Annotated in this window: 18 protein-coding genes; 8 read left to right on the plus strand and 10 right to left on the minus strand. The window is 71.6% G+C overall.

Annotation, left to right across the window (positions count from 1 at the left end; genetic code table 11):
* The first annotated feature begins 4 nt into the window (after window positions 1-4).
* The 5 genes from ACP6CK_RS25275 to ACP6CK_RS25295 all read left to right on the plus strand — a co-directional run bounded on the left by ACP6CK_RS25275 (window position 5) and on the right by ACP6CK_RS25295 (window position 7,139).
* Window positions 5-1,015 (plus strand): inorganic phosphate transporter, encoded by a 1,011-nt coding sequence (locus tag ACP6CK_RS25275; protein ID WP_426956094.1) that lies wholly within the window; start codon window positions 5-7, stop codon window positions 1,013-1,015.
* Between the two features lie 96 nt (window positions 1,016-1,111).
* Complete coding sequence (locus ACP6CK_RS25280; protein ID WP_426956095.1) at window positions 1,112-2,275, plus strand: acyl-CoA dehydrogenase family protein; 1,164 nt, start codon at window positions 1,112-1,114, stop codon at window positions 2,273-2,275.
* Window positions 2,276-2,285: 10 nt separating this feature from the next.
* Entirely contained in the window at window positions 2,286-4,268 is a 1,983-nt protein-coding gene (locus ACP6CK_RS25285) for an acetate--CoA ligase family protein (protein ID WP_426956096.1), read from the plus strand.
* Window positions 4,265-5,485 (plus strand): CoA transferase, encoded by a 1,221-nt coding sequence (locus tag ACP6CK_RS25290; RefSeq protein WP_426956097.1) that lies wholly within the window; start codon window positions 4,265-4,267, stop codon window positions 5,483-5,485. Before ACP6CK_RS25285 ends, ACP6CK_RS25290 begins: the two co-directional genes overlap by 4 nt.
* Window positions 5,469-7,139, plus strand: coding sequence for an acyl-CoA dehydrogenase family protein (locus tag ACP6CK_RS25295; protein WP_426956098.1), 1,671 nt, complete (start codon window positions 5,469-5,471; stop codon window positions 7,137-7,139). Before ACP6CK_RS25290 ends, ACP6CK_RS25295 begins: the two co-directional genes overlap by 17 nt.
* A gap of 91 nt (window positions 7,140-7,230) precedes the next feature.
* On the opposite strand, the gene ACP6CK_RS25300 is transcribed toward ACP6CK_RS25295, so the two are convergent.
* The 6 genes from ACP6CK_RS25300 to ACP6CK_RS25325 all read right to left on the minus strand — a co-directional run bounded on the left by ACP6CK_RS25300 (window position 7,231) and on the right by ACP6CK_RS25325 (window position 13,695).
* The gene (locus ACP6CK_RS25300) at window positions 7,231-8,196 is read right to left on the minus strand and encodes a Bug family tripartite tricarboxylate transporter substrate binding protein (protein WP_426956099.1); all 966 of its coding nucleotides are present in this window, start codon (window positions 8,194-8,196) and stop codon (window positions 7,231-7,233) included.
* Window positions 8,197-8,346: 150 nt separating this feature from the next.
* On the minus strand, window positions 8,347-9,321 hold the full coding sequence (locus ACP6CK_RS25305; protein WP_426956100.1) for an ABC transporter ATP-binding protein: 975 nt from the start codon (window positions 9,319-9,321) through the stop codon (window positions 8,347-8,349).
* A complete protein-coding gene (locus ACP6CK_RS25310; RefSeq protein ID WP_426956101.1) occupies window positions 9,318-10,277 on the minus strand; it encodes an ABC transporter ATP-binding protein in 960 nt (319 codons plus the stop codon). The genes ACP6CK_RS25305 and ACP6CK_RS25310 overlap by 4 nt, the downstream gene beginning before the upstream one ends.
* Entirely contained in the window at window positions 10,274-11,191 is a 918-nt protein-coding gene (locus ACP6CK_RS25315) for an ABC transporter permease (protein WP_426956102.1), read from the minus strand. Before ACP6CK_RS25315 ends, ACP6CK_RS25310 begins: the two co-directional genes overlap by 4 nt.
* 12 nt (window positions 11,192-11,203) lie before the next feature.
* Window positions 11,204-12,154, minus strand: coding sequence for an ABC transporter permease (locus tag ACP6CK_RS25320; protein ID WP_426956103.1), 951 nt, complete (start codon window positions 12,152-12,154; stop codon window positions 11,204-11,206).
* Window positions 12,154-13,695, minus strand: coding sequence for an ABC transporter substrate-binding protein (locus ACP6CK_RS25325; protein ID WP_426956104.1), 1,542 nt, complete (start codon window positions 13,693-13,695; stop codon window positions 12,154-12,156). Before ACP6CK_RS25325 ends, ACP6CK_RS25320 begins: the two co-directional genes overlap by 1 nt.
* Before the next feature lie 120 nt (window positions 13,696-13,815).
* On the opposite strand from ACP6CK_RS25325, the gene ACP6CK_RS25330 reads away from it, so the two are divergent.
* Together ACP6CK_RS25330 and ACP6CK_RS25335 are read left to right on the plus strand one after the other, a co-directional pair.
* A complete protein-coding gene (locus ACP6CK_RS25330; RefSeq protein WP_426956105.1) occupies window positions 13,816-14,814 on the plus strand; it encodes a succinylglutamate desuccinylase/aspartoacylase family protein in 999 nt (332 codons plus the stop codon).
* Window positions 14,815-14,869: 55 nt separating this feature from the next.
* A complete protein-coding gene (locus ACP6CK_RS25335) occupies window positions 14,870-15,634 on the plus strand; it encodes a class II aldolase/adducin family protein (RefSeq protein WP_426956106.1) in 765 nt (254 codons plus the stop codon).
* A gap of 124 nt (window positions 15,635-15,758) precedes the next feature.
* Here the strand turns inward: ACP6CK_RS25335 and ACP6CK_RS25340 are convergent, their stop codons facing one another.
* Window positions 15,759-16,241, minus strand: a complete 483-nt coding sequence (locus ACP6CK_RS25340; protein ID WP_426956107.1) for a GNAT family N-acetyltransferase — start codon at window positions 16,239-16,241, stop codon at window positions 15,759-15,761.
* Between the two features lie 89 nt (window positions 16,242-16,330).
* On the opposite strand from ACP6CK_RS25340, the gene ACP6CK_RS25345 reads away from it, so the two are divergent.
* A complete protein-coding gene (locus tag ACP6CK_RS25345) occupies window positions 16,331-17,311 on the plus strand; it encodes a Bug family tripartite tricarboxylate transporter substrate binding protein (protein WP_426956108.1) in 981 nt (326 codons plus the stop codon).
* 70 nt (window positions 17,312-17,381) lie between these two features.
* Here the strand turns inward: ACP6CK_RS25345 and ppdK are convergent, their stop codons facing one another.
* The 3 genes from ppdK to ACP6CK_RS25360 are packed head-to-tail and all read right to left on the minus strand — an operon-like array spanning window position 17,382 to window position 23,063.
* Complete coding sequence (gene ppdK / locus ACP6CK_RS25350; protein ID WP_426956109.1) at window positions 17,382-20,051, minus strand: pyruvate, phosphate dikinase; 2,670 nt, start codon at window positions 20,049-20,051, stop codon at window positions 17,382-17,384.
* 13 nt (window positions 20,052-20,064) lie between these two features.
* Window positions 20,065-22,230 carry a glycine--tRNA ligase subunit beta gene (gene glyS / locus ACP6CK_RS25355; protein WP_426956110.1) on the minus strand — a complete coding sequence of 722 codons (2,166 nt, stop codon included), beginning with the start codon at window positions 22,228-22,230 and terminating at the stop codon, window positions 20,065-20,067.
* Window positions 22,230-23,063, minus strand: coding sequence for a glycine--tRNA ligase subunit alpha (locus tag ACP6CK_RS25360; protein WP_426959976.1), 834 nt, complete (start codon window positions 23,061-23,063; stop codon window positions 22,230-22,232). The genes glyS and ACP6CK_RS25360 overlap by 1 nt, the downstream gene beginning before the upstream one ends.
* Window positions 23,064-23,210: the final 147 nt, after the last annotated feature.

The raw sequence follows: 23,210 nt of genomic DNA on the forward strand, positions 1-23,210 counted from the left end.
CGACATGGAGGCCATGACCATCGGGATGCCGCTGCTGGTGGCGCTCATCCTGGTCGCCCTTGCCTTCGATTTCCTCAACGGGCTGCACGACGCGGCGAATTCCATCGCGACCATCGTTTCCACGTGCGTGCTGTCGCCGCGGGTGGCGGTGCTCTGGGCCGCCTTCTTCAACTTCATCGCCTTCCTCTTCTTCGGGCTTCACGTGGCGAGCACGATCGGCAAGGGGATCGTGGCGGCCGACGTGGCGGACCCGCTGGTGGTCGGCGGGGCGCTGCTGGGCGCCATTGCCTGGAACGTGGTGACCTGGATCTGGGGCATCCCCTCCTCCTCCAGCCACGCCCTGGTGGGCGGGCTGATCGGGGCGGCGGTGGCCAAGGCCGGCTTCTCCGCGGTGCTCTGGGGCGGGGTGGGAACGATCGCGGCCTTCGTCGTCATCTCGCCCGTGGTGGGCTTCATTCTGGCGCTGATCCTCGTGCTGGCGACCACGTGGGCGGCGCGACGATCCACGCCCTTCGCGGTGGATACGCGGTTCCGATTCCTTCAGCTCGTCTCCTCGTCGCTGTTCAGCCTCGGGCACGGCGGGAATGACGCGCAGAAGACGATGGGCATCATTGCCATCCTCCTCTACTCGCAGGGGCTGCTGGGGGCGGAGTTCCACGTGCCCTTCTGGGTGGTCATCTCCTGCCAGGCGGCGATGGGGCTGGGAACGATGATGGGCGGCTGGCGGATCGTTCGCACCATGGGGTCCCGGATCACGGAACTGCGCCCGATGCAGGGTTTCTGCGCCGAGACGGGCGGCGCCATGGCCCTGTTCGGCGCGACCTGGCTCGGCATCCCGGTCTCCACCACCCACACAATCACGGGAGCCATCGTGGGGGTCGGCGCGGCGCGCCGGGCCTCGGCGGTGCGCTGGGGTGTGGCGCGCCGGATCGTCTGGGCCTGGGTCGTCACCCTGCCGGCGGCCGCCGCCGTGGGGGCGGCCTGCTACAGCCTCGCGGCCCTGCTGACCAACTGAACGGTCGGGACGGGGTTCCGCCCCGTCCGCCTCCGGTTCATACAGGGGCCAAGGCCGGCCTCGTGGTGCCGGCGGAGCTGGGGAAACGGGCCGGGCATGGACTTCGAACTGAGCGAGACGCAGCGCGCCTTCCAGGACAGCGTGCGCGGCTTCGCCGAGCGGCATCTGGCCGAGGGCGCGCTGGCCCGCGCCCATGACGAGCGCTTTCCCTGGGACATCGCGAAGCTGATGGCCGAGGTCGGGCTCTTCGGCATCATGGTGCCGGAGGAGGATGGCGGCGCCGGCGGCACGCTGATGGACGCGGTGCTGGCGATGGAGCAGATCGCCTATGTTTGTCCGCGCAGCGCGGACGTGCTCCAGGCCGGCAATTTCGGCGCCTTCCGCACCTTCGCGGAGTACGCCACGCCCTATCAGAAGGAGCGCTTCTTCACGAAGCTGCTGAAGGGCGAGACGATCGCCGCCGTCGGCATGACGGAGCCCGAGGCCGGGTCGGCGCTGACGGAGCTGACATCGAACTGCGTGCCCGACGGCAACGGCTACCGCCTGAACGGCGGCAAGGTGTTCACCTCGAACACCGAGGACGCCGAGGTGTTCCTCGTCTATTGCCGCTTCGGACCCGGCACGGACGGGATCGGCAGCGTGCTGGTGGAGCGGGGGATGGAGGGCTTCCGGCTCGGCCAGCCCAGCCGCTATATGAATGGCGAGACCTGGTGCGCGCTGTATTTCGACAACGTCTTCATCCCGCCGGAGATGGTGCTGCTGAAGGAAGGCGGCTTCCGCAAGCAGGTGGCCGGCTTCAACGTGGAGCGCGCGGGGAACACGACGCGCGCGCTGGCGCTGGGTGAGTACTGCTTCCGCCAGGCCAAGGCCCATGCCGAGACGCGGGTGCAGTTCGGCAAGCCGCTGATGGAGTTCCAGGGGCTGCAGTGGAAATTCGCGGAGATGCGGGTGGCGCTGGATGCGGCGCAGCTCCTGCTCTACCGCGCCGCGACGCGGGCGGGCGGCGGCCTGCCGGACGCGCAGGACGTGGCGATCGCCAAGTATGCCTGCAACCAGGCGGGCTGGATGGCGGCGAACGAGTCCATGCAGGTGATGGGCGGCACCGGCTACTCGCAGGACATGCTGATCGAGTACTGCGTCCGGAAGACGCGGGGCTGGATGATCGCCGGCGGCTCGCTCGAGATGATGAAGAACCGCATCGCGGAGGGCGTCTTCGGCCGCCACTTCAACCAGCGCCCGCCCCGGGCGCCGAAGTCCTGAGGACCGGCGCGTGAGCTGGTCCGAGGCCCTTCTCAACCCGCGCCGGATCGCGCTGATCGGTGCCTCCTCCGACGCGAAGCGGCTGACGGCGCGGGCGCAGATCTACCTGCGCCGCCACGGCTTCGACGGGGACCTCTTCCCCGTGAATCCGCGGGCCGACACGGTGCTGGGCGAGCCGGCCTTTCCGTCGTTGGAGGCGGTGCCGGGCGGTCCGGTGGACCTCGCCTACATCCTCGTCGGCACTCAGCATGTGGAGTCCTCCGTCGAGGCGTGCGCTGCGGCCGGCGCACGGTCCGCCTGCATCCTGGCGGACGGCTTCGCCGAGGCGGGGCCGGCGGGGCGCGCCTTGCAGGATCGCGTTGTCGCGGCCGCGCGGGCGGGGGGACTACGGCTGCTCGGCCCCAATTCCATGGGCGTGATCAACGTCCCCTCGCGCACGGCGTGCAGCGTGAACGCGGCGCTGGCGGCGGAGAAGCTGCTCCCGGGCCGCTGGTCGCTCGTGTCCCAGTCCGGCAGCGTGATGGGCACGCTGGTGTCCCGCGCGGAGGCGCGCGGCCTCGGTTTCGCGAAGCTGATCGGCACGGGGAACGAGGCGGACCTGACCGCCGGCGAACTCGCCGCGGCGCTGGTGGACGATCCGGAGACGGACGCCATCCTGCTCTTCCTGGAGACGATCCGCGATCCGGAGCGGCTGGAGGAGGCCGCGCGCCGGGCACACGCGGCGGGCAAGCCGGTGATCGCCTACAAGCTCGGCCGCTCCGAGATGGGGGCGCAGCTGGCGGCTACCCACACCGGCGCGCTGGCCGGGGCGGATGCGGCGGTGGACGCCTTCTTACGGGCCGCCGGCATCATCCGCGTGGACATGCTGGAGACGCTGCTGGAACTGCCGCCCCTGCTGCTAGGACGTCGGCCGCCCGAGGCGCCGAAGCGCGCCGTGGAGGTGGTCACCACCACGGGCGGCGGCGGCGCCATGGTGGTGGATCGGCTGGGCCTGGCTGGCATCGCCGCGCACATGAAGGACGTGACCCTCGCCGGTGCCAGCCGGGCGAGCATGGGCGCCGCAATCGCGGAGGCGCGGTCTGCTCCCGACGCGGACCTCGCCATCGCGGTGGTCGGCTCCTCCGCGCAGTTCCAGCCGCATGAGGCCGTGGCGGGCGTGACCACCTCGACCGGCGCGCTGCCGGTCTGCGCCTTCCTCGTGCCGCAGGCGGACGTGTCGCTGCGGCTGATGGCGGAGGCAGGGATCGCCGCCTTCCGCACGCCGGAGGCCTGCGCGGACGCGGTGCGGGCCTATCTCGACTGGCGCGCGCCGCGCGCGGTGCCGGATGCGCCGCATGATCCGGCCCTGGCAGCGCTGATCGAGGCTGCGTTGGACGAGCCCGGCGCACGGGCCGTCTTCGCGGCACTCGGCGTGCCGAATTCAGCGATGGCTGTGGACCCGGATGATCCGCCACCGCTGACCTATCCCGTCGCGCTGAAGGCGGTCTCCGCGGAGATCGCCCACAAGACCGAGAGCGGCGCGGTGGCGCTGAACGTGGCGGATGCGGCGGCGCTTCGCGCGGCGGCGACGGACATGCGGGTGCGGCTCGGAGGCCAGATCACTGGCTTCATCGCCCAGCCCATGGCCAAGGGCCTGTCTGAGGCTATCCTGGGCTACCGGCGCGATCCGGTGGTGGGGCCGATGGTGGCGCTCGGCGCCGGCGGCGTACTGGCGGAGATCACGCGCGACGTGGTCCTGCGCGTCGCGCCGGTCAGCGAGGCCGAGGCGCGGGAGATGATCGAGGAGGTGCGCGCCTTTGCCGCGATCCGCGGCTATCGCAACCTCCCGCGCGGCGACCTCTCGGCCCTGGCGTCCGCGGTAGCCGCGGTGTCACGCCTCGTCGCCTATCGCGAGGTGTCGGAGGCGGAGATCAACCCGCTGATCGTGCTGCTGGAGGGGCAGGGCGTGGTCATGGCGGACGCGCTGATCGCGCGCGCGGAGCGCCACGCATGACCGGCCCGCTGACCGATCTCCGGGTGGTGGAGGTGACCGCCTTCATCGCGGCGCCGCTGGGCGGGATGACGCTGGCGCAGCTGGGCGCCGACGTGATCCGGATCGACCCGATCGGCGGCAACATCGACTACCGCCGCTGGCCGCTCTCGCCGGAGGGCGACAGCCTCTACTGGACCGGGCTGAACAAGGGGAAGCGCTCCGTCGCGCTCGACCTGCGGCGGCCGGAGGGGCAGGAGATCGCGGCCGCGATCATCACCGCCGGCACGCCCGGGGACGGGGCTGGGATCCTGCTCACCAACCTGCCGGCCTCGGGCTGGATGGGGCACGCGCAGCTGGCGGCGCGGCGGGCGGACCTGATCAGCCTGCGGCTGACCGGATCGTCCGACGGCGCGGGGGCGGTGGATTACACGGTGAACTGCGCGGCGGGTTTCCCCATGGCCACGGGACCGGGCGGGGCGCCGGTGAACCATGTGCTGCCGGCCTGGGACGTGGCGGCCGGCCTGTACCTCGCGACCGGGCTGCTGGCCGCCGAGCGGGTGCGGGCGCGCACGGGACGCGGGGAGGAGATCGGCCTCGCCCTGTCCGATGTCGCGATCGCGACGGCGGCGAACCTCGGCTACGTCGCGGACGTGCAGGTGAACGGCACGGTGCGGCCGCCGATGGGGAACGAGCTCTACGGCGCCTTCGGCCGCGACTTCGAGACGAAGGACGGGCGGCGGGTCATGCTCGTCGCCATCTCCAACCGGCAGTGGCGCGCCATCGGCAAGGCGACGGGGCTGGCCGAGAAGCTGGCGATGATCGGGCCGATGCTCGACGTGGACATGGACGACGAGGGCGGCCGCTTCACCGCGCGCCACGCCATCGCCGCCGTGCTCGCCCCCTGGTTCGCGGCGCGGACGCTGCCGGAGGTGACGGCGGCCTTCACCGGGTCCGGCATCCTCTGGGGACCGTACCAGGATTTCGGGCAACTCGTGCGGGAGGACCCGCGCTGCTCGACCGCGAATCCCATGTTCGCCGAGGTGGAGCAGCCCGGCGTCGGGCGCGTGCTGATGCCGGGCAGCCCGCTGGCCATCGGCGCGGATCGCCCGGTGCCCCGGCCCGCACCGAAGCTGGGCGCGCAGACCGACGCGGTGCTGGCGGAGGTGCTGGGTCTCTCCGCCGAGGCCATCGGGCGGTTGCATGACGAGGGAGTGGTGGCCGATGCCGCTGGACGCTGACATGCGCGGGCTTCCGGACCTGTTGCCGCTCTGCGGGGCGGGCCTCTCAGCCGCGGAGCGGCTGCTGGATGCGGGGCGGCGGGCCGTCGCCGCGCTGGTCGCGCCCAATGGCAAGGCAGAGCCGGCGCTGCTGGATGCGCACCAGTTCGCCGTCCACGGCTTCGCCTGGCAGGCGACCTATGTCGAGGCGCTGCGCCAGACCCTGCGCTGGGCGACGACGCTGGAGGGGGAGGGCGCGCTCGCCGCGGCGGAGCGAGCAATCCTGCATCTCGGCTTCGCGGAGTACCTCGTGCAGCTCGCAGGCGGCATCCCGATGAGCCAGTCGGAGGTGGTGCGGCCGGCGGACCTCGGCGTGGTGGAGGAGGCGGTGGCCGCCTTCCGCGCCACGCCCGCGCTGGCCGCCCTGTCCGATCCCGCCGCGCTGGCGGCCGCGCGTCTGGCCCTGGCGGACGAGATGCTGGCCGGCCGTTTCGGCGCCGTCGGCCTGGACGACCCGGCGATGGTCGCGATCCGCGAGGAGTTCCTGCGCTTCACCGCCGCCAAGGTGACGCCGCTGGCACAGGAGATCCACGGCGAGGACAAGCTCATCCCGATCGAGCTGTTGCAGGAGATGGCCGAGATGGGCGTCTTCGGCCTGACCGTGCCGGAGGAGCATGGCGGCCTCGGCCTTGGCAAGGTGGCGATGTGCCTCGTCTCGGAGGCGCTGAGCGCGGGCTACCTCGGCGTCGGCTCGCTCGGCACGCGGTCCGAGATCGCGGCGGAGCTGATCCGCGCGAACGGCACCCCGGAGCAGCGGGAGAAGTACCTGTCGGCCATCGCGTCCGGCGCGATCCTGCCGACGGCTGTGTTCACCGAGCCCGGCACGGGTTCCGACCTCGGCGCCGTGCGCACCCGCGCGGTGCGGGACGGTGACGTGTATCGCATCCACGGGGCCAAGACCTGGATCACCCACGGCTCACGGTCCGACCTGATGACGCTGCTGGTGCGGACCGATCCGGACGCGCCGGGCTATCGCGGATTGTCGATGCTGCTGGCGGAGAAGCCGCGCGGGACGGAGGGCGATCCCTTCCCGGCGCCGGGCATGACGGGAACGGAGATCCACGTCCTCGGGTACCGGGGGATGAAGGAGTATGAGATCGGCTTCGACGGCTTCGAGGTGCCGGTCTCCGCCCTGCTCGGCGGGGCGGAGGGGCAGGGCTTCAAGCAGCTGATGGAGACCTTCGAGAGTGCGCGCATCCAGACGGCCGCGCGTGCGCTGGGCGTGGCACAGAACGCGATGGAGTTGGGCCTCGCCTATGCGCGGGACCGCAACGCCTTCGGGCGCGCCATCGTCGCCTTCCCGCGGGTGCACGCGAAGCTGGCGATGATGGCGGCGGAGACGATGATGGCGCGCCAGCTCACCTATTTCGCCGCTCGGCAGAAGGATTCCGGCCAGCGCTGCGACATCGAGGCGGGGATGGCGAAGCTGCTGGCCGCCCGCGTGGCCTGGGCGAATGCGGACTCCGCGCTGCAGATCCATGGCGGTAATGGCTACGCCATGGAGTACCCGATCAGCCGCGTGCTCTGCGACGCGCGCATCCTCTCGATCTTCGAGGGGGCCGCAGAGGTGCAGGCCCACATCATCGGGCGCGGCATTCTCGGGCGCATCAACTGACAGACTGTTGCGCAACAGAGGCTCATCCGTTCCGCGTCAGCCTGACAAGAATAGATGGGGGTCCGGGGGAATACCCTCCCCCGGCCTTTCTCTACGGCCGGATTCCCGCCGCCCGCACGATCGGTGCCCACTCCGCGATCTCGCGCGCGATGAAGGCGGTGTAGCTCTCCGGCGTGCTCTCCGGCGGGCGGGCGCCCGAGAGTTCCTCGAAGCGGTCGATGAGGGCGGGTTCCTGAAGGGCTGCGCGGATCTCGGTCTCGTAGCGGCGCAGGATCGGATCGGGCAGGCCGGCAGGGGCGGAGAGGCCGAACCAGGCGTTGCTCACCACGTCCACGCCGGACTCCTTCAGCGTGGGCAGGTCCGGGAAGCGGCGGCTGCGCTCGGCGGAGGACACCGCGAGGGCGCGGACGGACCCGGCCAGGATGTGCGGGGCGGCCGAGGGCAGGCTGTCGAACATGGACGGCACGACGCCGGCGATGGTGTCGGTCATGGCCGGCGCCGCACCGCGATAGGGGATGGCGTTCACCGGCACGCCGAGGGCGAGGCCAAGCCGGACGCCCGTCAGATGCGAGGAACTGCCGAGGCCGGAGACGGCGAATTCCAACTCCCGCTTCTCCCGCGCCAGGGCGATGAAGTCGCGCAGCGTGCGGGCGGGGTGGTTGGCGTTGACCACCAGCACGCTCGGCGAGGTGACGACGAGCGCGATGTGGGTGAAGTCCCGCATCGGGTCATAGGGGAGGTTCGGGTAGAGGCTAGGCGAGACGCCGTGCGAGCCGCTGTTGGACATGAGCAGCGTGTAGCCGTCGGGCGCCGCCTTCGCGACGAGATCCGCGCCGATGGTGGCGCCGGCGCCGGACCGGTTCTCCGCCACGATCGTCTGGCCGAGCCGTGGGCCGAGGCGCTCCGCGACGAGGCGGGCCATGATGTCGGTGGTGCCGCCGGGTGCGAAGGGTACGACGAGGCGGATCGGGCGGTTGGGCCAGGCCGGCGCCTGGGCCCGCGCGGTGGGAATGAGGCCGAGTGCGAGCATCGCCGTGCGACGCGTGATCCGCTGCATGCAAGATCCTCCCACGCCGAACGGTAGTGCGGCGGGATGCGGGGTGGAATTGCCGCGGCGATGAACTCGCGTTCAAAAACACGTCTGCCTCAGGATCAGCGCGGCACGCGATCCCGGCCCTTCGTCATGCAGCGTCTCGGCGCAGGACCCTTAGGCCGCAACGGGCGCGCCGATCTCCGCGGCCGTCAGCGGGCCGGGGAAGTGGCAGGCGACGGCGTGGCCGGGCACGCCCTCCTGCAGCGCGGGTTCCTCCGCGGCGCATCGGGGCCGCGCGCGGGGGCAGCGGGTGCGGAAGCGACAGCCGCTTGGAGGATCGGCGGGGCTGGGCACGTCGCCGCGCAGCACGATCCGGCGGCGGGATGGCGCGCCGGGCTTCGCGACGGCGGAGAGCAGGGCCTGGGTGTAGGGATGCTGCGGGGCGCCGAAGATCGCCTGGCGCGGCGCGCGCTCCACCACGCGTCCCAGGTACATCACGGCCACGTCGGGCGCCATGTTCCGCACGGCCGCGAGGTTGTGGCTGACGAAGAGCATCGCCAGCCCGAGCCGGTCCTGCAGGTCACGCAGCAGGTTTAGCACCTGCGCCTGGACGGAGACGTCGAGCGCGCTCGTCGGCTCGTCGCAGACGAGGAAGGCCGGGCCGCAGGCCAGGGCGCGCGCGATGGCGATGCGCTGGCGCTGGCCGCCCGAGAATTCATGCGGGTAACGCGCCGTGTGCTCCGGCAGCAGCCCGACGAGGCCGAGCAGCTCCGCGATGCGCGCCGCCCGAGCGCGTCGGTCGCCGAGGCCGTGCACCACCAGCGGCTCCGCCAGCAGCTCGCCCACGCTCATGCGCGGATTCAGGCTGCCATAGGGGTCCTGGAAGACGATGCCCATGTCGCGCCGCAGGGCGCGTAGCCGCGTGGCGGACGCGGCGCGCAGGTCCTCCCCGCGGAAGAGAAGGGTGCCGGAATCCGGTTCGATCAACCGGATCAGTAGACGGGCCAGGGTGGACTTGCCGCAGCCGGACTCGCCGACGAGGCCCATGGTGCCGCCGGCGCGGATCGACAGGTCCACGCCGTCCACCGCGCGCACGGGGCCGAAGGAGCGGGCGATGCCTTGCGCCTCGATCAAGGGAGACGTGCTCACGCGATGGCGCCCGCGTGGAGGATACAGGCCGCGGCGCGGTCGGCCGCCACGGGATAGAGCGGTGGCGGCGCGGCGGTGCAGCCCGGGCGGGCTTCCGGGCAGCGGGGGGCAAAGCGGCAACCCGGCGGCATGGACCAGGGGGAGGGGACGGTGCCGGGAATGGCGGGGAGGTCCGACACGGGGCCTTCCAGCCGCGGGATCGCGGCCAGCAGGGCGGCGGTGTAGGGATGGGCCGGCCGGGCGAAGAGGTCCGCAGCACGGCCGGTCTCCGCCACGCGGCCCGCATACATCACCACCACGCGGTCGGCGAAGTCCGCGACGACGCCGAGATCGTGGGTGATGAGCAGCACGGCCATCCCGAGTTCCTGCCGCAGCCCGCGCAGCAGATCGAGGATGCCGGCCTGCACCGTAGCGTCGAGTGCGGTGGTCGGCTCGTCCGCGATCAGCAGGCGCGGGCGGCAGGCGAGGGCGATGGCAATCATCGCGCGCTGCCGCTGCCCGCCGGAGAGCTGATGCGGATAATCGTCCACCCGCCGCTCGGCGCCGGGGATCTCGACAAGGCGAAGAAGCGACACCGCTTCGTTGTGCGCGGTGCGGCGATCCAGGCCGCGATGGCGGCGCAGCACCTCCGCCACCTGTTCCCCGATGGTCAGGACGGGGTTCAGGCTCGACATCGGCTCCTGGAAGATCATCGCCATGCGGGCGCCGCGCAGGCGCTGCAACTCGCGCTCCGGCAGGGCGGTGACCTCCGTGCCCTCCAGCACCGCGCGCCCGCGGGCGATCCGGCCACCCGGCGGCAGAAGGCCCATGACGGCCAGCGCGGTCATGGACTTGCCGCTGCCGCTTTCCCCCACCACGCCGAGCACCTCGCCGGGGGCGATGGTGAAGGAGACGTCGTCCAGGACTGTCAGCGGACCGAAGGAGACGGAGAGGCTTTCCACCGAGAGCAGCGTCATCGCACCGCCTGCCGCAGCCGGGGATCGAGCGCGTCCCGCAGCCCGTCGCCCATCAGGTTCAGGCCGAGCACTGTCAGCGCGATGGCGATGCCCGGAACGATGGAGATCCAGGGCGCCTCCTGGATGTAGTCGCGACCCTCCGACACGATGCCGCCGAGGGTGGGCGTCGGCGGCGGCGGCCCGACGCCGAGGAAGGAGAGCACCGCCTCCGCCAGGATCGCGAGGGCGAAGACATAGGTCTGCTGCACCACCAGGGGCGCGAGCGCGTTCGGGATCACGTGCCGCAGCAGGACACGCGTCGCGGAGGCGCCGATGGCCTGCGCGCCCTCCACGAAGGGGAATTCCCGGACCACCATGACGCCCGCGCGCATCACGCGCGCGGTGCGGGGGGCGTAGGCGATGGTCAGTGCCAGAACGACGTTCAGCTCCGACGGGCCGAGGGCCGCGGCGAGCGCGATGGCGAGGAGCACGGCCGGGAACGCCATCAGCGCGTCCATCACCCGCATCAGCGGCCCGTCCAGGCGCCGCGCGAAGCCGGCCAGCGCGCCGATGGCCCCGCCGATCAGGGCCGTGGAAAGGGCGACGGACAGGCCAATGCGGAGCGAGACGCGTGCGCCGTAGAGGGTGCGGCTGAGGATGTCGCGGCCGAAGCGGTCCGTGCCGAGCCAATAGGTGTCATTCGGCGCGGTGAAGCGGGCGCGGAAGTTGTTCCGTAGCGGATCGTGCGGTGCGATCCAGGTGGCGAGCACCGCGGCGAGCACGACGAGGGTGAACAGCAGCAAGCCGGCCCGCATGGAGGGATGGGCGAGAAGGCGGGACAGCGTGCCCTGCGCGTCCCCGGGCCGCCGCGTCCGTCGCAGCGACCAGCGGCGCGTCGGCACGACCGTTCCGGGTTCCCCGGCACTGGCGCTCATCCGCGGTTCCCTTCAGCGCCGGCCATGGCGGATGCGCGGATCGAGCCACGCGTAGAGCAGGTCCACGGCGAGATTCACCAGGACGAAGATCGTCGCCGTCAGCAGCAGCCCGCCCTGGATCACCGGATAGTCACGCCGCTGGATGGCGCCGACGATCAGCCGGCCGACGCCGGGCAGGGAGAAGACCTGCTCGATCACCACCGCGCCGCCGAGCAGCACGCCCATTGAGATGCCGGCCACCGTGACGACAGGGATCAGCGCGTTGCGGAAGGCGTGCTTCCCCACCACGATCCAGCCCGGCATCCCCTTGGCCCGGGCGGTGCGGACGTAGTCCTGGCGCAGCACCTCCAGCATGGCGGCGCGCGTCATGCGGGCGAAGAGGCCGATCTGCGACAGGGCGAGGGTCGCCGCCGGCAGCGTCATGCTGCGTGCCCAGCCGATCGGGTCCTGGTGGAAGGGAACGAAGCCGCCCGTCGGCAGCCAGGCGAGCTGCACCGCGAAGACGTAGACCAGCACCAGCCCCAGCCAGAAATCCGGCAGGGAGAAGCCGATCAGCGCCGTGCCCATCGCGGCCCGATCTGCCGCCCGACCTGCGCGCACGGCGGCCAGGATGCCCAGCCCCGTGCCCACCACCAGCGCGATGCCAAGGGCAAGGAAGGTGAGGGAGAGGGTAACGGGCAGCCGCTCCACGATCGCGGCGCCGACGCCCTGGCGCAGCAGGATGCTCTGCCCGAGGTCGCCGGTGGCCAGCGCGCCGTACCAGCCGAAGAGCTGCTCCAGGAAGGGCTTGTTCAGCCCCAGCCGGTCCCGCAGCCGGGCCAGTTCCTCGGCGGTGGCGGTGGGGCCGGCCATCTCCGCCGCGACGTCCCCCGGCACGATCCAGACGATCGCGAAGGAGAGCAGCGAGACGATGAGCAGGACCGGCAGGGCGGAGACGAGCCGCCCCGCGGCATAGCGGAGCACTAGCCCAGCGTGACCCCCCACATCCGGGGAATGCGATAGGGCTTGTAGTCCCGCACCTGCGCCCGCGTGGCCTGCACGATGCCGACGTCGCCACACTTGATGGCGATGGCCTGCTCGTACATGCGGCGCTGGAAGTCCACGACCGCCTGCTTGCGGTCCGCCTCGGCCAGGGAGTTGTTGAGCTTCGCCTGGCACTCCTCGATCACGGGGTCCCGCGCGTGCTGCACGGGCGCCTGGCCGGAGAAGAAGCCGACCACGCCATAGGGGCCCTCGTAGGGCTCGATGCCCAGCATCAGCGCCCACATGTGCCAGCCCGTCCGCTGGGTGCGCTGGCTGAAGGCGGTGGGCCAGTCGGTGATGACCACGCGCACGTTGATGCCGACGGAGCGGAGCTGCTCCGCCGCCGTCACGATGGTGTCGTTGTGGTTCTTGAAGCTGCTGTCGCCGAGAAGGATGATCTCCTCGTTCCGGTAGTTCGCCTCCCGCAGCAGGGCGCGGGCGCGGTCCTTGTTGGAGAGGTTGTAAAGCTCCTTGCCCACGTCTCCGGCGAAGTACTCCGTGCCCGGATGCTGCCACCCATGGGTCATGCGGTAGAGGCCGTCCGTGGAGATCGCCATGATCTCCTCCAGGTCGAGGGCCGCCTGCAGCGCGCGCCGGAAGACCGGGTTGTCCATCGGTGGCGCCACGTGGTTCAGCATCAGCGTCTGGAAGGACCAGGGCATCATCTCGTGCATGGTCAGGCTGCGGTCGTTCCGCAGGCGCTGGGCGGCGGGCACGGCGATGGCTTCCAGGATGTGCATCTCGCCGGCCTGCAACCCGGCGGTGCGCGCGCCGCCCTCCGGCACGAAGCGGATCAGCAGGCTGTCGACGTTGGCCATCTTGCGGCCGGCGAAGCCGTCCATCCCCTGATAGGCGCGGTTCTGCACATAGTCGCCGAACTTCGCGAGGCGGACATGGCTGTCCGGCCGGTACTCCACAAAGCGGTAGGGGCCGGTGCCGATGGGATCGGCGCGGTTCGCCTCCTTGCCCGCCTCCTCCTCCGGCAGGATGGCGCAGGGCGCGCGGGGGGAGGAGATGCCGGCGATGAAGCCGGGGGAGGGCTGCTTCATCCGCACCACCACGGTGCGCGCGTCCGGCGTGTCGATCGCCTCCACCGGCTGCATGATGAAGGCGGAGCCGCCGACCCGGCCGTAGCGCAGAAGGCTCGCCTTCACGTCGGCGGAGGTCATCTGTTTGCCATTGTGGAACCGCGCCTCGCGCAGCGCGAAGCGGTAGGTCAGCCCGTCGGCGGAGATGTCTACGCCCTCGGCCAGGTCGGGCTTCGGATTTCCGGCCTCGTCGCGCGCGAAGAGCGTCTCCGCGAAGTGCAGGGTGATGTTGCGCGCGGCCTGGGCGGTGGTGACCTGGGCGTCCAGCGTCGGCGGCTGCGCCTGCTGGGCCATGACGAGCTCCACCGGCGGCCGCTGCGCCAGCGCCGGCCGCGCGAGGCCGGCCGTCACCGCCGCCCCGACCCCGAACCCGAGTTCCCGTCGCGTCAGCATCGTCCCACCCTCTCCCGGCCGCTCACGAGGATGCTAGCCTTCGATCGCGCCGCGCAGCAACGCGGTGTTGCGGCAAATCGGACGGGATCGCCGCGCCCGTGCCTGTTCTGGGGGATGTCGATGGCCGGAAGCCCGGTGGTGGCGGAGCTGGACCTGGGCGGGTCGGGCAAGCAGGTCGGGCGGCTGCGCGTGCCGCTCTCCCGCGATGACAGCGGCTGGGGCACGCAGCTGGTCCCGATCGTGGTGTTGGCGAACGGCAGCGGTCCTACCGTCCTGCTGACCGCCGGCAACCACGGGGACGAGTACGAGGGCCAGGTGGCGCTGCTGGATCTCGCTCGCAGCCTTCGGCCGGAGGAGGTGCGGGGCCGCGTGATCCTGCTGCCCGCCATGCACTACCCGGCCTGCGCCGCGGGCAAGCGGCTCTCCCCCATCGACGGGCGCGACTTCAACCGCTGCTTCCCCGGCGATCCCTTCGGCAGCTTCGCGCAGGTCCTGGCGCATTACGTGGACAGCGCGCTGCTGCCGCTCTGCGACATGCAGATGGACCTGCATTCCGGCGGCACAGGCATGGACATCCTGCCCTCCGCGGTCGGGCACGCGCTGGATGATCCGGACATGATGACGCGGACGCTCGCCATGGCGGACGCCTTCGGGGCGCCCATCACCCTCGTTCTGCGAGAGGTGAATGCCGGCCCGACGCTGCTCGCCTCGGCGGAGCGGCGGGGGATCGTGGCGCTTTCCTCGGAACTCGGCGGCGGTGGCCGGCTGCACCCGGAGAACCTGGCGATCACGAAGCGCGGCGCCCGGAACGTGCTGCGCCACGCCGGCGTGCTGGAGGGCGCGCCGGAGGTCGGACCCTATGGCCCGTCCCGCCGCATGACCGTGCCCGACATGGGTCATTACGTCTTCGCCCCGGTGGATGGCATCTGGGAGGCGGCGGACCCGTTGGGCACCGACGTCACGGCCGGCGCCCCAGCCGGCCGTCTGCACCGGACCGAGGACCCGGGCGCCGATCCGATCCCCCTGACCTATGCCGCGACCGGACTTCTGTGGTGTGTCCGCTTCGCCGGGCGGGTGAAGGCGGGAGACCCGGTGGCGGTCATCGCACGGGACCTGTAGCCCCGGCCCGCCCCTTCGTGTCACGCTGCCGACCCGAACCGGCAAGGGGACAGCCATGGCCGCCGTGATCGAGGCGCTCAGCAACACCGAGAACGAGGCGCGGGAGTGGGCGCTGCGCTGCGACATGGCCGCGGTCTTCCGCGTGGCCGCGCGGGAGCGGTGGAACGAGCAGATCGGCAATCACAACTCGCTGATGCTACCGGGGGACGGAGCGCCGCGCTTCCTGATCAACCCGCGCGGCTACCTCTTCCAGGAGCTGAAGGCGAGCGACCTGATCGTCTGCGACCTTGAAGGACGCGTGCTCCAGGGCAAGGGCGAACTGCGGAAGGTGGCCTTTCACATCCATGCCCGTATCCACGTGCAGAACCCGAACGCGACCTGCGTGGTCCATGTCCACCCGCGCTGGCTGACCGCCCTCTCGCTGCTGCGGGACGCGGAACTGCACCTGTCCCACCACAACAACCTGCTGCTGAACGACCGCGTGGTCTATGACCACGAGGGCGACGAGCCCGTGCACCACAACGAGGAGGGCGACCGCATCGCCCGGCTGATGGGCGACAAGTCCGTGATGGTGATGCGCGGTCACGGCGTGACGGTGGTCGGCCCGACTGTGCACGACGCCTTCGACGAGTGCTTCATCGCCGAGCGGACGGCCATGTACCAGATGACCGCCATGTCCACTGGCCAGCCGATGCACACCCTGCCGGACCGCCTGCGTCGCCGCTGGCAGGGCGCCTGGGGCGAGAAGATCGACGCCCGCCTGCATCTGGACGCTTGGCGTCGGGTGCTGGACCGGGAGGAGCCGGATTACGCGACGTGAGAGGCAAGGCCGGGGGGAAGGTATTCCCCCCGGACCCCCCATCTATTTTTCTCAGGCTGCCGCGCGACGGATGATCATCCGGTCCGCCGAAGCCCGACGAGGGACGCGGGAGGCACGGGAGGGTTCAATGCCCCGCTCTGTCCTTCCTCATGAACAGCACCGGTAGTGCCACCCCGCCGGGGAGCGGCATCTCTCCCGCTCGATCCGCCGCGTAGCCCAGGCGCTCATAGAGCGGCACCGCGTCGCGATAGGCCCGCAGGACGAAGCGCGCGTGACCCTTGGCGCTCGCGCGCCGCTCGGCCGCCTGGACAAGGCGGGTGGCCAGACCCTGTCGCGCCGCGTCCGGGTGGACGAAGACCTTGCGAATGCGCGCGGCTCCGTCCGGCTGGGAGAGCCAGCCCGCGCTGCCCAGCACCCTGCCGTCCCGCACGGCCAGCCACAGGTCGCTGGAACGCAGGTCGTCGGCGTAGTCGGGAGCGGCTACCAGGGACGCGTGCGCCGCGGCCTGGGCCGGATCATAGCTCGATGAAGCGAAGGCCAGATCGTGCAGCGCGCACACCGCGGGCAGGTCAGCCATCTCCATCGGGCGCAGGAGGATCCCGGGCATCGCTTCTCCTCGACCCGGCGGGCGGGCGGGCGCAACATCGGGGCAAGGGCCGGCGCCGCCAAGTCGCCGGCCGCGCCGGAGGAGCTTCCATGATCGTCACCCGCCGCGGAATCGCGCGCCTCGCCGCCGGATCGGCCACCGCGCTGCATGCGCCCGCCATCCTGGCCCAGGACACCTTCCCGAACCGCCCGATCCGCGTCCTGGTGCCCTTCGCGGCCGGCGGCAACTCCGACACGATGGTGCGGCTGATCCAGCCGCGGATGCAGGAATTCCTCGGCCAGAATCTGGTGATCGAGAACCGCACCGGGGCCGGCGGCGCCCTGGCGGCCGGCGTGGTCGCCGCCAACCCCGCGGACGGCCACACGGTGCTCTTCGACGCCGCCTCCTTCCTCATCGCCCAGTTCGTCGCGCGCAACCTGCCCTTCGACTACGAGACGGCGTTCGTCCCGGTCGCGATGGTGGCGGAACTGCCCTATATCCTGGCCGTCAGCGCGCGCAGCGGTATCCGGGACTTTGCCGCCTATCTCGACACGGCGCGGCTGTCGCAGGACGGGATCCCCTATGGCACTCCGGGCGTGGGGAACACCGGGCATCTGGCCGGCGCCCTGCTCTCCTATCGCAGCGGCCTGAAGATGGAGCATGTCCCCTATCGCGGCGGCGCCGAGGTGGCGCGGGACCTCGCGGCCGGGAACCTGCCCTCCGGCTATCTCGGCGGGAACTCGCTGGCGCCGGCGCTGGAATCCGGGCGGGCGCGGGCCATCGCCCTCACCTCGGGCGAGCGGCGCGGGGGGATCGAGGGCGTGCCCACCATCGCGGAGATGGGCTTCCCCGGCTTCGACCTGACGAGCTGGAACGCCATGTTCTGCCGCACCGGCACGCCGGAGCCGATCCGCCGGCGGCTGGAGGCGGCGGTGGACCACGCCACCACGGACCCGGAGGTGCAGCGGCGCCTGGCCGCCGTGGGCACTATCACCTTGCCGGCCGATTCCGCCGCGCTGGGCCAACGCCTGGAGCGGGAGAGGGCGCTGCTGCGCGACCTCATCCGCGATACCGGTATCAGCTTCGGCTGATCCCTGCCGGGCCGGCCGTGGGGGACCCGGGCGCGCGGCGGCCGGGGCCGCCGCGCGCCGGCACGTGCGCTCAGGCCGTGCGGTCGCCGCCGCCGCTGAGCGCCGCCTGCGCTGCCGCCAGCCGGGCCACCGGCACGCGGTAGGGGGAGCAGGAGACGTAGTCGAGCCCCACGCTCTCGCAGAACTGGATCGAGGCGGGGTCGCCGCCATGCTCGCCGCAGATGCCGAGCTTCAGGCCGTTCTTGACGCCGCGCCCCTTCTCGGAGGCGATCTTCACCAGCGCGCCCACCCCGTCCACGTCGATGGAGACGAAGGGGTCCTTCGGCAGGATCCCCTTCTCCACATAGAAGGGAAGGAACTTGCCGGCGTCGTCGCGCGACAGACCGAAGGTCGTCTGCGTCAGGTCGTTCGTGCCGAAGGAGAAGAAGTCGGCCGATTCCGCGATCCTGTCCGCGATCAGCGCGGCCCGCGGCAGCTCGATCATCGTGCCGACCAGATATTCGATCGTCGTCCCGGCCTCGGCGAAGACCTCGGCCGCGACCTTGTCGATCTGGGCGTGGCTGATCTCCAGCTCCTTCTTCGTCGCGACCAGCGGGATCATGATCTCCGGCACCGGCGCGGCGCCGGTCTCCTTCGCGACGGCGCTCGCCGCCTCGAAGATGGCGCGGGCCTGCATCTCCGCGATCTCGGGATAGGTCATGGCCAGGCGGCAGCCGCGATGCCCGAGCATCGGGTTCGCCTCGGCCAGGTCCGCCGCGCGGCGCTTCATCGTGGCCAGATCGGCCCCGAGGCTTTCCGCCACCTCGGCCAGCTCCTCCTCCTTGTGGGGCAGGAACTCGTGCAGCGGCGGGTCGAGCAGGCGGATGGTCACGGGCAGCCCCGCCATGATGCGGAACAGCTCCACGAAATCCGCGCGCTGATAGGGCAGCAGCTTCGCCAGAGCATCGCGGCGGCCGCCCTCCGTCTCGCTCATGATCATCTGGCGCACGGCGGCGATGCGGGTCGGGTCGAAGAACATGTGCTCCGTGCGGCACAGGCCGATGCCCTCCGCCCCGAACTTGCGGGCGGTGTCGGCGTCGAGCGGCGTCTCGGCATTGGCGCGGACCTTCAGGCGGCGCACCGCGTCGGCCCAGCCCATCAGCGTCTCGAAGTCGCCGGACAGCTTCGGCTCGATCATCGCGACCGTGCCGGCGAAGACCTCCCCGGTGGCACCGTCCAGCGTGATCGTCTCGCCGGCCTGGACGGTGACGCCGCCGGCCATCAGGGCCTGGGCGGCGTAATCCACCACGATGCCGCCGGCGCCGGCCACGCAGGGCCGGCCCATGCCGCGCGCCACCACCGCCGCGTGGCTCGTCATGCCGCCGCGCGTCGTCAGGATGCCGCGGGCCGCGTGCATCCCGTGAATGTCCTCCGGCGAGGTCTCGATGCGCACGAGGATCACCGCCTCGCCCTTCTGGGCGCGCGCCTCCGCCTCATCCGCCGAGAAGACCACCACACCTGACGCCGCGCCCGGAGAGGCCGGCAAGCCGCGGGAGAGCAGCTTGCGCGGCGCCTTCGGGTCGAGGGTGGGGTGCAGCAGCTGGTCGAGCGAGCCGGGGTTCACACGCCGCACCGCCTCGGTGCGGTCGATCAGACCCTCATTCGCCATGTCCACCGCGATCTTCAGGGAGGCGGCGGCGGTGCGCTTCCCGTTGCGGGTCTGGAGCATGTAGAGCTTGTTGCTCTGGACCGTGAACTCGATGTCCTGCATGTCCGCGTAGTGCTTCTCGAGCGTCGCGCGCACCGCGACCAGCTCGGCATAGGCGGCGGGCATCGCCGCCTCCATGCTCCGCTCGCCGGGCTTGGCGCGCGCCTCGGACATGGGCTGCGGCGTGCGGATGCCCGCCACCACGTCCTCGCCCTGCGCGTTGATCAGGTACTCGCCGTAGAAAATGTTCTCGCCGGTCGAAGGGTCGCGCGTGAAGCAGACGCCGGTCGCGCAGTCGTTGCCCATGTTGCCGAAGACCATCGCCTGCACGTTCACCGCCGTGCCCCAGTCCGCGGGAATGTCGTGCAGGCGGCGATAGGTGATGGCGCGCTGGTTCATCCAGCTTCCGAACACCGCGCCGATCGCGCCCCAGAGCTGGTCGTGCGGGTCCTGCGGGAAGGGAGCGCCCGTCACGTCGGCGACCATGCGCTTGTACTCGTCCGCGACCTGCTGCCAGTGCTGCGCGGTGAGCTGCGTGTCCTCGGTGACGCCGGCGGTGATCTTCGCGTCGTCGATGATCTCTTCGAACCGGTGGTGATCCACGCCGAGCACGACGGAGCCGTACATCTGGATGAAGCGGCGGTAGCTGTCCCAGGCGAAGCGGTCGTCGCCGGACGCCTTCGCCAGCCCCTGCACCGTCTCGTCGTTCAGGCCGAGGTTCAGCACCGTGTCCATCATGCCGGGCATCGACACGCGCGCGCCGGAGCGGACGGAGACGAGAAGGGGGTTGGTGGCATCCCCGAACTTCACGCCCACCGCGGATTCCACGCGGGCGAGGGCGGCGTTCACCTGGTCCTTCAGGTCGGGCGGATAGGCGCCGCCCTTCTCGGTGAAGTAGGTGCAGACCTCCGTCGTGATGGTGAAGCCGGGCGGTACCGGAAGGCCGATCGAGGCCATCTCCGCGAGGTTCGCGCCCTTGCCGCCGAGCAGGTTGCGCATGTCCGCGCGCCCGTCATTGCGGCCGGCGCCGAAGCCGTAGACCCAGTCCGTCATGCGTCCATCATCCTCACGTCTCGATGCGCGCGAAGTCGGCGACCCCGTCCATGGCCGCCCGCAGGGAGGCGAGCAGGCCGAGGCGGTTCTCGCGCAGGTCCTTGTCCGGGTCGTTGACCGTCACCCGGTCGAAGAAGGCGTCCACGGGCGCGCGCAGCGGGGCGAGCGCGGCCATGGCACCCGAGAAATCCTCCCGCGCCAGAGCGTCCCCCACCGCGGGGCGGGCGACCTCTAGCGCGTCGGCCAGGGCCTTCTCCTCCGCCGCCTGCAGGCGGTCCGGGCGGATCGCGGCGGCGAAGCTCCGGCCGTCCTTCTTCTCCTCGATCCGCAGGATGTTCGCCGCGCGGCGATAGGCGGTGAGGAGGTCCGCGCCTTCCGGCGTGGCCAGGAAGGCCTGGAGCGCGTCGGCGCGGGCCAGCAGGCGGTTCAGGTCGTCATCGCCCGAGGTGCCGAAGGCGGCGGCCACGAGATCGTGGCGGCGGCCCTCCGCGCGCATCTGCACGCGCAGGCGCTCGGCCAGGAACTCCACCACGCCCCCGGCAAAGGCGGCGACCATTGGCGGATGGGCGCTGCCGGCGGGCGGCTTCCAGCCCGCGTTCATCCGCTCCGTCGCGACGGCCATGCCGAAGTCCGGCCGGGCGGTCGTGCCCTGCGCGGCGGGGTAGCCGAAGAAGGCTTCCGCCACGGCGTCGGCCAGCGGCACGCGCAACCCGTTCTCCCGGATAATCCGGATCAGGCCGAGCGCCGCGCGGCGCAGGCCGAAAGGATCGCCGGAGCCGGTCGGGCGCTCATCCGCCGCGAAGAAGCCGGCGAGCTGGTCCAGCTTGTCCGCCAGCGCCACCGCGACCGCGACGGGCTCGTTCGGCACCGCATCCCCCGGACCCAGTGGCCGGTAATGCGCCCCGATCGCTTCCGCCACGCGCGGGTCCTCGCCGCCGTGCAGGGCGTAGTAGCGCCCCATCACGCCCTGCAGTTCCGGGAACTCGCCCACCATGCCGGACGCCAGATCCGCCTTCGCGAGATGCGCCGCGCGCGCGGCCACATCGGGATCGGCGCCGACCATCGGCGCGATGTGGCGGGCCAGCCGCTCCAGCCGCTCCACCCGCTCGTGCTGCGTGCCGAGCTTCGCGTGGAACACGGCGTCCCGCAGCTTCGGCAGGAAGTCCTCCAGCCGGCCCTTCCGGTCCAGGTCCCAGAAGAAGCGCGCGTCGGACAGGCGGGCGCGCAGCACGCGCTCATTGCCCGCCACGATCGCCGTGCCGCCATCCTTCGCCGTGATGTTGGCCACCAGCGCGAAGCGCGCGGCGGCGCGTCCGTCCGGGTGACGCAGCGCGAAGTAGCGCTGGTTCACCCGCATGGTGGTCCGCATCAGCTCGGGCGGCAGGTCCATGAAGGACTCGTCGATGCGGCCGAGCAGCGGCACCGGCCACTCCACCAGCCCCGCCACCTCGGCGAGCAGGCCGCGGTCGGGAACCACCTCCAGCCCCTCGGCGGCGGCGAGGGCGGCGATGCCGCTCTCGATGATCCGCTCGCGCTCCGCGGCGTCCGGCACGACGTGGCGGGCCGCCAGGCCGGCGGCGTAGTCGTCCCAACCCGTCACGGCGAAGGGCTCGGTCCCCGCCATGATCCGGTGCCCCTCGGTCAGGTCGGCGGAGGCCAGCCCATGCGCCGCGTCGCCGTCCTGCGCGAGGCTGAAGGGGACCACCTGTCCGTCCAGCACGCAGAGGATGCGCTGCAACGGCCGGACCCAGATCAGGTCGCTCGTCCCCCAGCGCATCGACTTCGGCCAGGGAAAGCGGCGCAGGACGCGCGGAATCGTGTCGGCGACCACCTGGGCCGCCGGGACGGCCGGGCGCTCGCGGCGGAGCACCCAGTAGCCGCCTTCCTCCGCCACCTCGTCGCGCGCGGCACCGTGCTTCTTCAGAAAGCCGGCCAGCGCGGCCTCGGGGGCGGAGGAACGCGGGCCGCGCTCCTCATGTCTGACGGCAGGCACCTCCGCGCGCAGCCCGTCCAGCACCAGCGTCAGGCGGCGCGGCCCGGCGAGCGCCCGCGCGCTGCCGCCCTCTCCGACCAGCGCACCGAGACCTTCCAGGACCAGGGTCTTCAGATCCTCCGCCGCCCTCGCCTGCATGCGGGCGGGGATTTCCTCGGAGAAGAGCTCGAGCAGGAGCTGGGGCATCAGGCGGTCTCCCCCGCCAGCCATCCCTCACAGCAGCGCTTCGCCAGCGCCCGGACCCGGCCGATATAGGCGGCGCGCTCCGCCACGCTGATCGCGCCCCGGGCATCCAGCAGGTTGAAGCTGTGGCTCGCCTTGATGCACTGGTCATAGGCGGGCAGCGGCAGGTCGGCCTCGACCAGGGCGTTGCACTCGGCCTCCGCCTCGGAGAAGTGGCGGAACAGCAGCGCCGTATCGGCCTTCTCGAAGGAATAGGCGGAGTATTCCCGTTCCGCCCGCAGGAAGACGTCGCCGTAGCTCAGGCCGGCGTCGTTGAAGCGCAGGTCGTACACGCGCTCCACGCCCTGGATGTACATCGCCAGCCGCTCCAGCCCGTAGGTCAGCTCGCAGGAGGGGACCGCGCAGGGGATGCCGCCGACCTGCTGGAAATAGGTGAACTGCGTCACCTCCATCCCGTCACACCAGACCTCCCACCCCAGGCCCCAGGCGCCGAGGGTCGGGCTCTCCCAGTCGTCCTCCACGAAGCGGATGTCGTGCAGCAGAGGGTCGATGCCGATCGCCCGGTAGCTCTCGATCAGCTGCGTCTGCGGATCGGGCGGGGAGGGCTTCAGGATCACCTGGTACTGGTAGTAGTGGCCCAGCCGGTTCGGGTTCTCCCCGTAGCGCCCGTCCGAGGGGCGGCGGGAGGGCTGCACATAGGCCGCCTTCCAGGGCTTCGGCCCCAGGGCGCGGAGCGTGGTCGCCGGATGAAAGGTCCCCGCGCCCATCTCCATGTCATAGGGCTGCAGGATCGCGCAGCCCTGGCGCGACCAGTAGGCGTGCAGCGCCAGGATCATGTTCTGGAAGGAGAGGGGGGCAGTCACGAGAGGCCTTCGGATTCTGGTCTGTGATCGATCGCGGCGCAGCCATAACCCGCGCCCGACGGCGGCGGAAGCGGGCCCGTGGGTTGGAGGGCCGGGCGGCCATGCTGTGGGGTAGCCTGC

It is taken from the genome of Muricoccus radiodurans (assembly GCF_050154705.1).
Classification (GTDB): domain Bacteria; phylum Pseudomonadota; class Alphaproteobacteria; order Acetobacterales; family Acetobacteraceae; genus Roseomonas; species Roseomonas radiodurans.